Here is a 14,333-nt window from a genome sequence, read left to right on the forward strand (position 1 = left end):
CCTTGGGAAACTGGCTGATCACCTTGAGGAGCCGGCAAGCCAGATCCTACCGTGATGGGGTATTACTCGGTCTTGACCTGGCGCTTCTCGATGATATCCACCAGGCGCTTGGCCAGTGCCGGGTAGTTCTCGTCGAAGTGATGGCCGCCCGGTAACTTCATGGCTTCGCCCACGGCGCTCTTGTCGGTGCAGCCGCTCTCGTCGACTTCTTCCTCACCGTAGATGCACACCACCTTGGTCGCCGGCAGCTTGGCCATTTCCGGGCCGGTGGCGGCTTCCTTGCCGGCATTGCCGAGCCAGCCTTCCACTTCGATCTCAAAGCTGCCCGTGCGGGCAAAGGCCAGCAGGATTATCGCGTCTACCCGTTGCTGTTCGGCTTCCGGCAGGCGGTTGTAGATGGCCGGCAATACATCGGCGCCGAACGAGTAACCCGTCAGCACAAAGCGCTTGGTGCCCCATTTCTGCCGATAGTGCTGCATCAGCTCGGTCAGGTCCTTAGCGCTCTGCTCCGGGCTTTTGTGCTGCCAGTAATAGCGCAGGGTATCGATGCCGACCACGGGGTAGCCGATCTTGGCCATCTCGCCAGCCACGTCGCGGTCGAGGTCGCGCCAACCGCCGTCACCGGAAAGGAACAGGGTCACGGTGTCCTTGGCCTGGCCGGCCGGCACTTCCACCACCGGGATCGCCAGGCCACCATTGTCCGAACCCACCAGTTGCTTGCGCAGTTCGTTGTTCAGCACTTGCGGGTAATTGATGTCGTAGTCGCTGATGCTGGTGGTGGCGCGCGGGGTATCGCGTACGAAACTGGCGCTTTCGTCGTCAGGGTTATCGTTCCAGGCGACCAGCCAGTTGCCGTGGGCGGCGGTCTTGGGCAGTGGGTCCTTGCAGCCTTCCTGGACCAGGGCGAAGCCCACGGAGATGGCATTGGCCTTGTCGTCGTTCTGTGTCGCCAGCCAGCGCCAGGCGAGTGCCGCGCCAGGGCCGATGCCGCTGACCAGGGTGGCCGGGCCCTTGAGCTGGCCCAGGGCTGCTTGCAAGGCGTGCTCCTGCAGCTTGCAGTCGTCCTTGGGTAGGATCACTTGCACGATCTGTGCGCTGCCGCCCTGGCTCAGGGCAATCAGTTGGCTGTCGCTCAGGCTGGCGTCGGCCAGCACGGCGACGGCTACGCGAGCCTTGGGGGTGGTGCCAGGGGTCACACGGGTCAGGGTCGAGCCGTCGGCCTGGGGCAGTTGCTCCAGGGTCGGTTGGGGGGCGGGGCGATTCCAGTACCAGTAGCCGCCACCCAGGATCAGGGCCAGCACCACCAGACTTGCCAATACATACCGCCAGGAGCGTCGAATCATCAGCGTTTCACCAATCCAGTCAAGCCGCCCGCGATCAGGGCGGCGGTATCGGCCAGTGCCACCAGCGGATCAAGTCCTGCGGGCACGGCCATGTAACGAGGTTCCCAGTCAGGCTGGAACTTGTCTTTGAAGCGGCGCAAACCTTGGAAGTTATACAGCTGCTCGCCACGGCGGAATACCATCGAGCCCAGGCGCTGGGTCAGCGGTGCGCCACGGCGCGGTTGCAGGCCCGACAGCGGCACCATGCCGAGGCTGAAGCGTGCATAGTTGTGGCTCTTATAGTGCTGGATCAAGCCGACCATCATGAACTCCATGGTCAGCTTTGGCGCATCCGGGTGCGCACGCATCAGGTCCAGGCTGGCCAGGTCATGGCTGTAGGTCTCAAGCAGGTTGGCGAAGGCCACCGGCTGCCCCTCGAAGCGAATCACCGCAATGCGAAAATGCTTGAGGTACTCGTCGCTGAAACGGCCCAGGGAGAAGCCCTTCTCGCGCACGTTCTTGCCGGTCAACCAGGCATCGGAGATGACTTTCAAAGCATCCATCGGCGCTTGGCCCGGCTCGAAGATTTCCAGGGACAGGCCATCCCGGGTCCCGCGGTTCCAGGTGTAGCGCAGGTCCTTCATCTCCTTGCCCTTGGCTTCCAGGTCAAAGCGCTTGAGATCGACCCGGGCTTCTTCGCCCAGCTTGATCGCGGTCAGGCCGATATCCATATAGAAGGGCAGGTTCTCCGCACGTACCTGGTAGAACACCGGGCGGGCGTGGTGGATGTCGCACAGGTCGCGAAACTGCCAGATCATCTCGGCCCGTGGCTGGGTCGGGCCGATCGGGTCGTACAGGGCCACCAGGCTGCGGCCGCGCCGGGCGTACATCAGGAACGCTTCGTCGTTGGGGTGAAACAGCAGGGCCTTGTCGCCGGTCAGTGCCAGGCCGCCGTCGGGTTGCGAGGAGGCCATCAGGATCTTGGTGGCACGCTCCAGCTCATCGGCGGTCGGCAGGTGGATCACCGGGCGGGCGGTGCGCAACAACCAGGTCAGCGACACAATCACCAGCAAGATGGCGGCGCCCAGCAGCGAGCGCAGGCCACGCGGGGCGTTGGCGTCGAGGGTGAACTGCCACCACAGTTGATGACTGTAAGGTACGTCCTGATAGGCGAACAGCAGCAGCCAGATCGACGCTCCCAGCACGCACACGCTGGCCACCAGGTACAGCGGCGAGAACGGCAGTTCGGTCAGGCGGCTGGCGCGGTAGAAAGAGCGCCGGAAGATTGCCAGCAGCACCGCAGTGATGGTCATCAGGCTGGCTTCTTCCCAGTCGAAGCCTTTGAGCAGTGAGAGCAGGGCGCCCACCAGCAGCAGCACCATGGTCAGCATCCAGGCTGCCGACAGGCGTCGACGCAGGCCCTGGGCCAGCAACAGGCACAACACGCCGATCAGGCTGGCGCCAAAGTGCGAGGCGTCAATCAGGCGGTGGGGAATCAGGAAGCCGATGTTTTCCAGGCGTGAGTCGATTTCCGGGGTGGCGCCGGAGAACAGCAGCACCACCCCGGACAAAAAAACCAGCACGGCCAACACCGGTGCCGCGAGGCCCGAGGCCACCCGCAGGCTTTGCTGGGTCTGGAACAGGCGCTGGGCTTCGTTGATCAGCAGGAAGATGCACGCGATCAGCAATGGCAGCACCACGTAGATCATCCGGTACAACAGCAGCGCGGCGGCCAGTGGTGCGGCGCCGAGCTTGTCGGCAAACGCGGCCAGCAGGATCGCCTCGAATACGCCGACACCGCCAGGCACATGGCTGAGCACACCGGCCGCGAGCGCCAGCAGGTACACCAGCAGGAACGGGCCAAAGGGCGGGGCTTCTGGCAGCAACATATAAAGAACGGTAGCGGCGGCGGCGACATCCAGCGCGGTGATGATCAGTTGCAGGAACGTCAGGCGGCGCCCAGGCAGGCGCAAGGTGCGGCGGCCGGCCTTGACCAGCAGGTTGTCGGGGTAGGGCTGCTCTGGCAGGCGCCGACGATAAATCCCGATACACAATACGGCTGACAGCAGCAGCACCGCGCCTGCGATGCCGCCGAGCAGCGCTGCCGGCAGATGCAGGGCGTTGGAGGCGGCGGGCAGGTTGCTCAACGTGGCCAGGGCGGCGAGCGGCGGCAAGGCGCAACCCAGGGCCAGGCTGGCAAATACGGTCATATGGGCCACTTCCGAAGCCCCGATGCCATGCCGTGCATAAAGGCGGTAGCGCACCGAACCACCGGACAGCATCGACAGGCCAATCGCATTGCCGATGGCGAATGCAGTAAAGCCGCCGTAGGCCAGGGTCTTGGCCGGCAGTTTTACCCCGGCGTAGCGTGCGCCGGAAAATTCGTAGCCCAATAGAATGATGAAACCCGCGATCGCGGCGGCAAAGGCGCCCAGCAGGGAAGGCTTCGGCACTTCCAGGATCGAGTCGTGCAGGGCGTATAGATCCAGCTCTAGCAGCAAGTGGCGGCAGGCGATCAAGGCAATGGCAAACAGCAGCAGAGTGACTGCCAGCCCAATGGGTTGGCGATACTTGCTCAACAGATCCAGCCAGCGCAGGCGAGTGGGGGCGATCGGTTGTGTGGCTGTGACGGTGTCTTGTGGTTCAGACGAATTGGCGCGCATCAATCACCTCGTGGATTGTGCGCGACAGGATGGGGGTATCCAGCCAAGTTACCAATCCCTATGTACAAAATAATTACAAATAGTAACGCGGATCACCGGTCCCGGCGACAGCGTCCATTGGTCGCGCAAGGACGCGCTCGACACTTGAGCATAGCTTGCAAATGGATGGACTCTGAAACCCGCGCGCGGTTTCATGAAAGATGCCATGCCATTGTTTCAAAAGAACTTTTTCTGCGGATACAAAAAAGGCCACTCTTTCGAGTAGCCTTTTTTGATGTTTGGTTGCGGGAGCCGGATTTGAACCGACGACCTTCGGGTTATGAGCCCGACGAGCTACCAGACTGCTCCATCCCGCGTCTGTGGGCGGCATTCTACAGCGCAACGACGAGGTGTCAACCGTTAATGACATAAAGCGCAAAATAACTGCAAATTAGCCTAAGTGCTCGATTGAAAAAGACTTTTCACTGCCCTGGCGCATCGCCGGGGGTAGCAGGGCAAAAACCTGCACGCACAAAAAAGGCCACTCTTTCGAGTAGCCTTTCTTGATGTTTGGTTGCGGGAGCCGGATTTGAACCGACGACCTTCGGGTTATGAGCCCGACGAGCTACCAGACTGCTCCATCCCGCGTCTGTGTGTCGGCATTCTACAGAGGAATGGCAGTGTGTCAACTGCTGATTCCAAGAAAAGCGCTTGTGCTTCAATCGGTTAGCTCTCCAAGGCAAGGGCAGTATGGGGTTGCGGCCAGTCTAGCCGTGGCTTCCAGCTCTATTGGAGGGTGTTGTTCGATTGAAAAAATGAATTCATCCAGGTTTTTTCCTACCACTTTGTCAGATGATTCAAAGTACTGGTGCTATATACAGGTGTGAATGCGATACTGGCGATCCGTCTACTTATGTCCTGACCACGCCTCTCTTTATATGACGCAGCGCAAAATCATCCACGTCGACTGTGACTGCTTCTACGCTGCCATCGAAATGCGGGATAACCCGAGCCTGGCGCAAAAGCCCCTGGCGGTAGGTGGCTCGGCGGACCGGCGCGGGGTGATCGCCACCTGCAACTATGAGGCGCGGGCCTACGGTGTGCGTTCGGCGATGTCATCGCGCCATGCATTGAAGCTGTGCCCCGACCTGACCATCGTCAAGCCGCGCATGGATGCCTATAAAGAAGCATCGAAGGAAATCCACACGATTTTTTGCGACTACACCGATCTGATCGAGCCGTTGTCGCTGGACGAGGCTTACCTGGATGTTTCCGATTGCGCGCATTTCGGCGGCAGTGCCACGCGTATTGCCCAGGATATCCGCCGGCGCGTCTCCAACCAGTTGCATATCACGGTTTCGGCGGGGGTGGCGCCCAACAAGTTCCTGGCCAAGATCGCCAGCGACTGGAAAAAGCCCAATGGGCTGTTTGTAATCACCCCCGACCAGGTGGAAGATTTCGTATCGCAACTGCCGGTAAGCAAGCTGCATGGCGTCGGCAAGGTCACTGCCGACAAGCTGGCACGCCTGGGGATCGAGGACTGCCTGCAATTGCGCGAGTGGAACAAGCTGGCGCTGGTGCGGGAGTTCGGCAGTTTCGGTGAGCGGTTATGGAGTTTGGCGCGTGGGATTGATGAGCGTGCGGTACACAACGACAGCCGCCGGCAATCGATCAGTGTAGAAAACACCTACGACGTCGACCTGCCGGACCTGCCCAGTTGCCTGGAAAAACTCCCGGAACTGATGGCGACCCTGGCCGGGCGCATACAGCGCATCGACAGCAGTTATCGGCCGGGCAAACCCTTTGTCAAAGTGAAGTTTCATGACTTTACCCAGACCACCCTGGAGCAGGCGGGGGCGGGGCGGGACCTGGAGAGTTACCAGCAATTGCTGACCCAGGCGTTCAATCGTGGGGGCAAGCCGGTGCGGTTATTGGGGATTGGCGTGCGCTTGCTCGACTTGAGCGTGGGGAATGAACAGCTGGAGCTGTCCTGGTAGATGGCTGGAGGTGGGCCTTATGTGGGAGCGGGCTTGCGTGCGATGGCAGTGGGTCAGTCGAATGTATCTAACCTGACACTCCGCTATCGCGGGCAAGCCCGCTCCCACACAAGTCCGCTCCTACATTGAGTGCTGCCTCAGCGGGTACCCGGATCCGCCACCAGCCGGCCGCCATCCTTGGTCAGCGCCTTGAGAAATTCCTGCTGCAATTCCGGATCATTGCGGGTCAGTTCAATCAGGCTCTGTTCCAGTTCGCTGGCTTCTTCTTCCAGGCCCAGTTCCGACAAGCGCTTGACCCGATGCACCCATTGGCTGACTTCGTCATCCTCCAGGTCGTCGTAGATCAAGGCGTGGGCTTCCAGCAGCTTGCCGCGCAAGGTCGTGCTGATGGCCAGGGATGAGTCCGAATGCACATCATCCTGGGCATCTTCAATGCTGATCCGCAAGGTGCGGACCTGGCTCAAATCCTGTTCGGCAAACGGGCTGTCCAACAGGTTCAGGCGCAGGACGCCGTTGCGATCGGTGGTCATCTCGTGGGTCTGCTTGCCAGCCTTGACCTGCACCGGTCGCTCACTCCACGGCAGGCTGGTGTACTCCAGGCGGCGGTCACGCTGGATTTCATCGATACCCGCCAGGTTCTGTTGCGCCCGGCCGTGGGATTGCACGTTCATGAACGGGTTGAGCCCGGCCACGCCGTAACTGATCCAGTCATGGGTCATGCTGTCCGGGAGGTTGCCCAGGGCAAAGATGTTCGCCACGTTGGCCCCGGCGCCCGCCACCACTGCCACCGCACCCAGCGGGATCTCGTAGAGTTCGCGCCAGGGTTGGTAGGGCGTGTAGCGATCATAGTGGCGCGTGACTTCAAATTCAGTGACTTCGAAAGTCCGCTGTTCATGAATGCGCACGCGGCGTTGCGGCAGTTCGAGCACCTTGGGTTCGCCGACATCGATCTGCAGGCTGTGGTCGAGCAACTTGCGCTCGATCCGTTCCTCGTGCTCGCTACGCTGCGACATCTGATTGGCGCAGCCGCTGACCAGCAGGGCGCCGCACAAGGCGGCGCCCCCCAGGGCTTTGGTGTTTCGCTTGAACATGACTTCTCTTGATCTGGTTTTCAGCGACGAATACGCGCCTGAAGGAAGGGCAGCACGTCAGCCACCGGCAACGGTTGGGCTTGGGCTTCGGTCCGGCTCTTGTATTCCAGATTGCCATCGGCCAGGCCGCGGTCACTGACCACGATCCGGTGAGGGATGCCAATCAGTTCCATGTCGGCAAACTTGATGCCCGGGCTGGTCTTCTTGTCGCGATCATCGAGCAGCACTTCGAAACCGGCGGCCGTCAGTTCGGCATACAGTTTGTCGGTGGCTTCGCGAACCTGCTCGGTTTCGTAGCGCAGCGGTACCAGGGCGATCTGGAACGGCGCCAGGGTGTCGCTCCAGATAATGCCTTTGTCGTCGTGGTTCTGCTCGATGGCAGCCGCCACCACGCGGGAAACGCCAATGCCATAGCAGCCCATTTCCAGGGTCACCGGCTTGCCGTTTTCGCCCAGCACTTCGCACTTCATCGCCTTGCTGTACTTGTTGCCCAGCTGGAAGATGTGCCCCACTTCGATGCCGCGCTTGATTTCCAGGGTGCCCTTGCCGTCCGGGCTTGGATCACCGGCCACCACGTTGCGCAGGTCGGCCACGGTCGGCACCGGCAGGTCACGCTCCCAGTTGACGCCAAAGTAGTGCTTGTCGTCGATATTGGCGCCGATGCCGAAGTCGCTCATCAGCTCGACGGAACGGTCGATGATGATCGGCAATGGCAGGTTCAGCGGGCCCAGGGAACCAGCGCCGGCGCCAATGGCGTCACGCAGTTCGGCGTCCGAAGCCATGACCAGCGGGCTGGCCACGCCAGATTGCTGGGCAGCCTTGATTTCGTTGAGCTCGTGGTCGCCACGGATAACCAGGGCGATCAGCTTGCCTTCTTCCTCGGCATGCACGATCAGGGTCTTGATGGTCTTTTCAATCGGCAGATTGAATTTTTCGACCAGGGCCGCGATGGTCTTGGTGTCTGGGGTGTCGACCAGGCGCAGCTCTTCAGCCGGCGCAGGACGGGAAGTTTCCCGTGGCACCGCTTCGGCTTTCTCGATGTTGGCCGCGTAGTCGGAGCCGTCGCTGAAGACGATATCGTCTTCGCCGGACTCTGCCAGCACGTGGAACTCATGGGAGCCCGCGCCGCCGATGGAACCGTTGTCCGCTTCAACTGGGCGGAATTTCAGGCCCAGGCGGGTGAACACGTTGCAATAGGCCTGGTGCATGCGGTCATAGGTGACCTGCAGCGAAGGCTGGTCGGCATGGAACGAATAGGCGTCCTTCATGATGAACTCGCGGCCACGCATCAAGCCGAAGCGTGGGCGGATTTCGTCACGGAACTTGGTCTGGATCTGATACAGGTTGAGGGGCAGCTGTTTGTAGCTGCTCAACTCGTTGCGCATCAGGTCGGTGATCACTTCTTCATGGGTCGGGCCTGCGCAGAAGTCGCGGCCATGACGATCCTTGAAGCGCAGCAACTCAGGGCCGTACTCTTCCCAGCGCCCGGATTCCTGCCACAGTTCAGCCGGCTGAGTGCTCGGCATCAATACTTCCAGAGAGCCGGCGGCGTTCATTTCTTCGCGAACGATCGCTTCGACCTTGCGCATCACCTTCAAGCCCATGGGCAGCCAGGTGTACAGGCCAGAGGCCAGTTTGCGGATCATACCGGCGCGCAGCATCAGCTGGTGGCTGATCACGACCGCATCGGAAGGCGTTTCTTTCTGTGTGGCGAGCAAATATTGACTGGTACGCATGGTAGGCCGTTGTCGGTTGCTTGGACTTGAAGTGACCTGGGATTGTACGGGCGGTCGCCGCCAGAGTACAGGCATCAGGTGCTGACGGGATTTCTGTGGGAGCGGGCTTGGCCGCGATGCCGGCGCCTGGCTGTGTCAGGCAAACCGCAGTGATGCTATCGCGGGCAAGCCCGCTCCCACAGGTATCAGCCTTCTTCGGGCGGGTTCAAACGGATCCGCCGGCTTTCCTGGTACCAATGCAAGGCAATCAGCAGCAGTGTCGGCACGCCGAGCAGCGCGGTGATCAGGAAGAAGTTGTGATAGCCGAACTTTTCCACCATGACCCCCGAGTACCCGCCGATCAAACGTGGCAACAGCAGCATGATCGAGCTGAGCAGGGCGTACTGGGTGGCGGAGAACTTAAGGTTGGTCAGGCTCGACAGGTAGGCGACGAACGCCGAAGTCGCCAGGCCCGAGCTGAAGTTGTCCAGGGAGATGGTGAAGATCAGCATCTGCAGGTCGGCGCCCATGTCGGCGAGCATCAGGAACAGCAGGTTGGTGCCGGCCGAGGTGATACCACCGATAAACAGGATCGGCAGGATGCCGAACCGCACGATCAACAGGCCGCCCATGCCGGCGCCGACCAGGGTCATGATCAGGCCGAAGATCTTACTGACGCTGGCGATCTGGTCCTTGGTGAACCCCTGGTCGATATAGAACACGTTGGCCATCACGCCCATCACCGTGTCCGACATCCGGTAGGTGGCGATCAACCCCAGCAGCAGCAGGGCCTGCCAGCGGTAGCGCAGGATAAAGTCGTTGACCGGCGTCAGCACCGGCGCCAGGCCCCGGCGGCCCATGGCCGAAAGGCACAGGGTGGTGAGGGTGATATAGAGGATGGCGCGTAGAAACGCGCGGTCTTCGAGCAGCAGGTCGAACAGGCTCACGCCTTCGAACAGCACGCTGGCAAAGTCAGTGTTGTAGAGCTGGGTGAACATCGCCGGGACCGACACCAGCAGGACGATCAACACGAATACCGACATCAGTTGGTGGGCAAAGGTATAGCGCCCGGCCTGCAACTGGGTGCGCAACGGCACATCGGGTTCGCGCATGAAAAAGCTGGTGAGCAGGGCGGGGATCATCAGTACACCGAACAGCACATAGGTGCCGGTCCACGCCGAATGTTTGTAGTTAAAGCCGGTGGAGCCAAAGCCCTCGGCAAAGAACAGCGCGCCGGCGGTGGCCAGCAGGGCGGCGATACGGTAGCCGGACATATAGCTGGCGGCCAGTGCGGCCTGGCGGCTGTCGTCGGCGATTTCCAGGCGATAGGCGTCTACCGCGATGTCTTGGGTGGCGGAGGCAAATGCCACGATAACGGCAATGGCGATCAGCCAGGACAGGTGTTTCTGCGGGTCGCAGAAGCCCATGCCGATCAAGCCGAGAATTACCAGGGATTGGGACAGCACCAGCCAGGAGCGACGACGCCCCAGCTTGCCCAATAGCGGCAGGCGCCATTGGTCCAGTAGTGGTGACCAGACCCACTTGAACGCATAGGCCAGGCCGATCAGGCTCGCATAGCCAATGGTTTCGCGCGCCACACCGGCTTCACGCAACCAGACCGAGAGCGTCGAGAACACCAACATGTAAGGCAGACCGGCGGCGAAGCCGAGCAGTAACAGCACTAACGTCGAGGGGCTGGCATAGGCAGCGAGCGCGGCGCGCCAGGTTTTACGGGGCATGGGCTGGAGTCTGCCTCAGATTTACGGAAACAAAGCGCGCACTCTAACCGCTGTGCTCTACCGGGCGCCAGCCATGACGCTGAATATCAACGCGATTGTTCAGGATACTGACACCTTCGCTGCGCAAACGCGCACGTTGTTCATCGCCCGAAGCGCTACCCACAGGCAGACTTATCCGACCGCCGGCGGCGACTACCCGGTGCCAGGGCAACTTGGAACCCTCGGGAAGCTGGCTCAGGGTGCGGCCCACGAAGCGTGCGGCGCGCCCCAGGCCGGCCAGGTGCGCCAGTTCGCCGTAGCTCACCACGCAGCCTTCGGGCACTTGGGCCAAGGTCAGGTACAGCGCGGTACGGCGCATTTCGGCCGGGTTTTGCGGGGTGTCGGCGGGCTCGTTCACTGTTCTGGCAGCTCGGTTGAAATTGGTCGTCGATATGTAAGAAACGTCTGTAAAAATGCCGTTGAGAATTGAACTCAATAGAAAACCTTGAGTCAGTCCTTGCTAAGACTTCAGCTACGCCGATAATGCCTCCTTTTTCGCCAAACTTGAGCCCCGTAACCGCTTATGTTGTCCAGAACCCTGTTGTGCCTCGCTGTCTTTACTGCTTCTACCCCTGTGCTGGCCGATACGGTCTGGTTGAAAAACGGTGATCGCCTGACCGGCAAGATCAAGGTTTTCGACGGCGGCAAACTGCTGATCCAGACCGAATACGCGGGTGCAATCCCGGTGGACTGGAAGCAGGTGAAAACCCTGGAAAGCGACCAGGAACTGCTGGTCAAGCAGGATGCCTACACCGGCGAGAAGGCCAAGTCCCTGCACCCGGCGGAGGATGGCAAGGTGGTCCTGGCCAACGGCGAGACGCCCAAGACGGTGGAGTTGGCCAGCATCCAGCAGATCATCAAGCCCAAGCCGGTGATCGAGGATCTGGTGTGGAAGGGCAACGTCGACGTGGCGCTGGACTACAAGCGTGCGGAAAAAGACACCGACGATTATGACATCGACTTCAAGACCACCGCCCGTCACGGCAAGTGGCGGCATATCGCTGAAGGCGAATACAACCGCGAATTCCAGAACGATGTGGTCACCACCGACAACTGGAGTGCCGAGTACGCGCTGGACCGCTTTATTACCGACCAGTGGTTCTGGCAGGGGCGCTTGACCTACAAGCACGACAGGGTTGAAGACCTGCGTCGCCAGCGCACCGTCGGTACCGGTCCGGGTTATCAGTTCTGGGATGATGAACTGGGCGCGTTTTCCCTCGGCTCGCTGCTCAACCGCACTGACTATGAATACCAGGACGGCGGCAAGGACAACTTCTATTCCCTGGCCATGAAGTGGGACTACAACCGCTACCTGATCGGCAAGACCGTGGAGTTCTTCACCAACGGCGAAGTGGGCAAGCCCCTGGCCGGTCCTGCCGACTACGCCCTCGATGCCGAAATGGGCCTGCGCTACAAAGTCACCGAATGGGCCTCGCTCAATCTCAAGGCCGAGCGCGACATCATCAGCGGCGGTTCGGACAGCGACTTGAGCAAGACCCGTTACACCGCAGGTTTTGGCGTGACCTGGTAAGCCTGCCACGGTACGAATGCGGACTTTTAATGTGGGAGCGGGCTTGCTCGCGATAGCGATGTATCAGTCGACATATTCGTTAACTGACCAGTCTGCTATCGCGAGCAAGCCCGCTCCCACAGTTGTTTTTCGGCGTTGTTACAGGCGCAACCCGCCATCCAGCTCCAGGATGCGCCCGGTGTAATAGTCGTTCTCGAAGATATATCCCGCCGAATGGGCGATTTCTTCCGGGCGGCCCATGCGCTTGAGCGGGATCCCCGACGTCATCTTCTCCAGCGCCTCGGGCTTCATGCCCAGGGTCATCTCGGTCTCGATGAAGCCCGGCGCAATGCCCGCCACGCGAATGCCATAGCGCGCCAGTTCCTTGGCCCAGGTCACCGTCGCCGCCGCCACGCCGGCCTTGGCCGCCGAATAGTTGGTCTGGCCCACGTTACCCGCGCGGGAGATCGACGAGATATTGATAATGGCGCCCTGGTTTTTCAGCTCCACCATCTTCGCCGCCACTTCGCGGGTGCAGAGGAACACGCCGGTCAGATTGACGTCGATCACCGCCTGCCACTGGGCCAGGCTCATCTTGGTCATCTCGCCGTCCTTGACCTTGAGCAACAGGCCATCGCGCAGGATCCCGGCGTTGTTGATCAGACCGTGGATCGCGCCGAAATCATCGGCGATCCGTGCCACGGTGTAGGTCACCTGTTCTTCGTCTGCCACATTGCATAGATAGCTGCGCGCGGTGACGCCATGAGACTGGCATGCAGCCACTGCCGCATCGAGCTTTTCCTGATTGAGGTCCACCAGCGCCAGGTGGGCACCTTTACTTGCAAAATACTCGGCCATGGAACGGCCCAAACCCTGGCAACCGCCGGTGATAATGATTACTTTGTCGTTGATATGCATTCGCATGTCCTGTGAGCAGATTTAAGCGGTTGCCCAAGTCCGTTTTTTGACGGAATTTATCGAAGGAGTCATAAGTTGAGCGTCCACGTCGCCAAGAATGCCCGAGAACTACTGCTCAAGGAATACCGTGGGGCGCTCGCCACACACTCCAAAGCCATGCCCGGCTTCCCCTTTGGTTCGGTGGTGCCTTACTGCCTGGACGCCGAGGGCCGGCCGCTGATCCTGATCAGCCGTATTGCCCAGCACACCCATAACCTGCAAAAAGACCCTAAATGTTCGTTGCTGGTGGGTGAGCGTGAGGCGGATGACGTGCAGGCCGTCGGGCGCCTCACCTATCTTGCCGAAGCCGAAAAACTCGAGGACGAGGCGGCCATTGCTGCCGCCGCCGAGCGTTACTATCGGTACTTCCCGGATTCGGCGAACTACCACAAGGCCCATGATTTTGATTTCTGGGTCCTCAAGCCGGTGCGGCATCGCTATATCGGCGGTTTCGGGGCGATCCACTGGGTGGATCATCTGACCCTGGCCAACCCGTTCGCCGGCAAGGCCGAGTTGAGCATGATCGAGCACATGAACAGCGATCATACCAAGGCCATCGCCCACTATGTCGAACTGGCCGGCCTGCCGACCTTCGAGCCGGCGCAACTGGCCGGCATCGACAGCGAGGGCATGCATTTGCGCATCGGCCAGGGCTTGCACTGGTTGCCTTTTGCGGATACTTGCAACACTCCGACACAAGTGCGCGAGGCCCTGGTTTTCCTGGCCCATGCCGAGGCATGGCCGAAAAAAGCCGTCACACACGCTTGAATTCACGAAAGGGCGACGTCATCTAAGGTCTAGTAGCAAGGCATTCTTGCGTTGAGGAACCATTTGATGCGCCCTTTTTTATTGCTCTTTCTGCTGTTTCCGGTGCTGGAGCTGTTCGTATTCGTCAAGGTCAGCGGGGCTATCGGGTTTTTCCCGGCGCTGCTGCTGATCATTCTCGGCTCGATGCTCGGCGTGTTCGTGCTGCGGATCGCCGGCCTGGCCACGGCACTGCGTGCCCGTGAAAGCCTGAACCGTGGCGAATTGCCGGCCCAGACCATGCTCGAAGGCCTGATGATGGCCTTGGCCGGTGGCCTGCTGATCGTGCCGGGTTTTGTCAGCGATGTGCTCGGTTTGATCCTGCTGTTGCCATTCACCCGTCGGTTGCTGGCGGGCAAGCTGCGCCAGCGTGCCGAAGAAGCGGCGATCCGCCAGCGTGCCTTTGCCGACGACCTGCAACCCCGTGGCGGCCCGGCACCTCGCCAGCCGCTGGGGCGTGAAGGTGATGTGATCGAAGGCGAGTTCGAGCACCGCGACTCCAAGTAATACCCTCCCT

General features: G+C 60.7%; 11 protein-coding genes and 2 tRNA genes. 4 read left to right on the top strand and 9 right to left on the bottom strand.

From position 1 onward, the window contains the following. Window positions 1–62 precede the first annotated feature (62 nt). The 4 genes from HBO11_RS12000 to HBO11_RS12015 all read right to left on the bottom strand — a co-directional run bounded on the left by HBO11_RS12000 (window position 63) and on the right by HBO11_RS12015 (window position 4,612). A complete protein-coding gene (locus tag HBO11_RS12000) occupies window positions 63–1,343 on the bottom strand; it encodes a virulence factor family protein (protein ID WP_169954601.1) in 1,281 nt (426 codons plus the stop codon). Then, window positions 1,343–3,985 (bottom strand): bifunctional lysylphosphatidylglycerol flippase/synthetase MprF, encoded by a 2,643-nt coding sequence (mprF, locus tag HBO11_RS12005; RefSeq protein WP_169954602.1) that lies wholly within the window; start codon window positions 3,983–3,985, stop codon window positions 1,343–1,345. The genes HBO11_RS12000 and mprF overlap by 1 nt, the downstream gene beginning before the upstream one ends. A gap of 279 nt (window positions 3,986–4,264) precedes the next feature. After that, window positions 4,265–4,341: transfer RNA gene (locus HBO11_RS12010), tRNA-Met, on the bottom strand. A 194-nt stretch (window positions 4,342–4,535) separates the two neighbouring features. Then, window positions 4,536–4,612 (bottom strand) — tRNA-Met (locus HBO11_RS12015). A gap of 290 nt (window positions 4,613–4,902) precedes the next feature. On the opposite strand from HBO11_RS12015, the gene dinB reads away from it, so the two are divergent. Next, entirely contained in the window at window positions 4,903–5,961 is a 1,059-nt protein-coding gene (gene dinB, locus HBO11_RS12020) for a DNA polymerase IV (protein ID WP_169954603.1), read from the top strand. Between the two features lie 137 nt (window positions 5,962–6,098). On the opposite strand, the gene HBO11_RS12025 is transcribed toward dinB, so the two are convergent. The 4 genes from HBO11_RS12025 to HBO11_RS12040 form a co-directional block, all read right to left on the bottom strand. Beyond that, entirely contained in the window at window positions 6,099–7,052 is a 954-nt protein-coding gene (locus tag HBO11_RS12025; RefSeq protein ID WP_169954604.1) for a hypothetical protein, read from the bottom strand. 20 nt (window positions 7,053–7,072) lie between these two features. Then, window positions 7,073–8,788 carry a proline--tRNA ligase gene (locus HBO11_RS12030; RefSeq protein ID WP_169954605.1) on the bottom strand — a complete coding sequence of 572 codons (1,716 nt, stop codon included), beginning with the start codon at window positions 8,786–8,788 and terminating at the stop codon, window positions 7,073–7,075. A 185-nt stretch (window positions 8,789–8,973) separates the two neighbouring features. Further along, the gene (locus tag HBO11_RS12035) at window positions 8,974–10,506 is read right to left on the bottom strand and encodes an AmpG family muropeptide MFS transporter (protein ID WP_169954606.1); all 1,533 of its coding nucleotides are present in this window, start codon (window positions 10,504–10,506) and stop codon (window positions 8,974–8,976) included. Between the two features lie 43 nt (window positions 10,507–10,549). Next, window positions 10,550–10,903: an MGMT family protein gene (locus HBO11_RS12040; protein ID WP_169954607.1), complete on the bottom strand. Its 354-nt coding sequence runs from the start codon at window positions 10,901–10,903 to the stop codon at window positions 10,550–10,552. Between the two features lie 165 nt (window positions 10,904–11,068). Here HBO11_RS12040 and HBO11_RS12045 point away from each other — a divergent pair, with 165 nt between their 5' ends. Beyond that, window positions 11,069–12,076: a DUF481 domain-containing protein gene (locus HBO11_RS12045; protein ID WP_169954608.1), complete on the top strand. Its 1,008-nt coding sequence runs from the start codon at window positions 11,069–11,071 to the stop codon at window positions 12,074–12,076. A 138-nt stretch (window positions 12,077–12,214) separates the two neighbouring features. On the opposite strand, the gene HBO11_RS12050 is transcribed toward HBO11_RS12045, so the two are convergent. Continuing rightward, entirely contained in the window at window positions 12,215–12,973 is a 759-nt protein-coding gene (locus HBO11_RS12050) for an SDR family oxidoreductase (protein WP_169954609.1), read from the bottom strand. Window positions 12,974–13,048: 75 nt separating this feature from the next. Here HBO11_RS12050 and HBO11_RS12055 point away from each other — a divergent pair, with 75 nt between their 5' ends. Both HBO11_RS12055 and HBO11_RS12060 read left to right on the top strand, forming a co-directional pair. Further along, window positions 13,049–13,780: a HugZ family protein gene (locus tag HBO11_RS12055; protein WP_169954610.1), complete on the top strand. Its 732-nt coding sequence runs from the start codon at window positions 13,049–13,051 to the stop codon at window positions 13,778–13,780. A gap of 66 nt (window positions 13,781–13,846) precedes the next feature. Then, window positions 13,847–14,323 (top strand): FxsA family protein, encoded by a 477-nt coding sequence (locus HBO11_RS12060; RefSeq protein ID WP_057439377.1) that lies wholly within the window; start codon window positions 13,847–13,849, stop codon window positions 14,321–14,323. Window positions 14,324–14,333: the final 10 nt, after the last annotated feature.

The sequence above is a fragment of the Pseudomonas sp. WS 5010 genome, from assembly GCF_012985565.1.
Taxonomy (GTDB): Bacteria; Pseudomonadota; Gammaproteobacteria; order Pseudomonadales; family Pseudomonadaceae; genus Aquipseudomonas.

Coding starts and splice junctions, on each gene's coding strand:
- HBO11_RS12000 (WP_169954601.1), bottom strand. CDS start 1,343: ATGATTCGACGCTCCTGGCGGTATGTATTGGCAAGTCTGGTGGTGCTG.
- mprF (WP_169954602.1), bottom strand. CDS start 3,985: ATGCGCGCCAATTCGTCTGAACCACAAGACACCGTCACAGCCACACAA.
- dinB (WP_169954603.1), top strand. CDS start 4,903: ATGACGCAGCGCAAAATCATCCACGTCGACTGTGACTGCTTCTACGCT.
- HBO11_RS12025 (WP_169954604.1), bottom strand. CDS start 7,052: ATGTTCAAGCGAAACACCAAAGCCCTGGGGGGCGCCGCCTTGTGCGGC.
- HBO11_RS12030 (WP_169954605.1), bottom strand. CDS start 8,788: ATGCGTACCAGTCAATATTTGCTCGCCACACAGAAAGAAACGCCTTCC.
- HBO11_RS12035 (WP_169954606.1), bottom strand. CDS start 10,506: ATGCCCCGTAAAACCTGGCGCGCCGCGCTCGCTGCCTATGCCAGCCCC.
- HBO11_RS12045 (WP_169954608.1), top strand. CDS start 11,069: ATGTTGTCCAGAACCCTGTTGTGCCTCGCTGTCTTTACTGCTTCTACC.
- HBO11_RS12050 (WP_169954609.1), bottom strand. CDS start 12,973: ATGCATATCAACGACAAAGTAATCATTATCACCGGCGGTTGCCAGGGT.
- HBO11_RS12060 (WP_057439377.1), top strand. CDS start 13,847: ATGCGCCCTTTTTTATTGCTCTTTCTGCTGTTTCCGGTGCTGGAGCTG.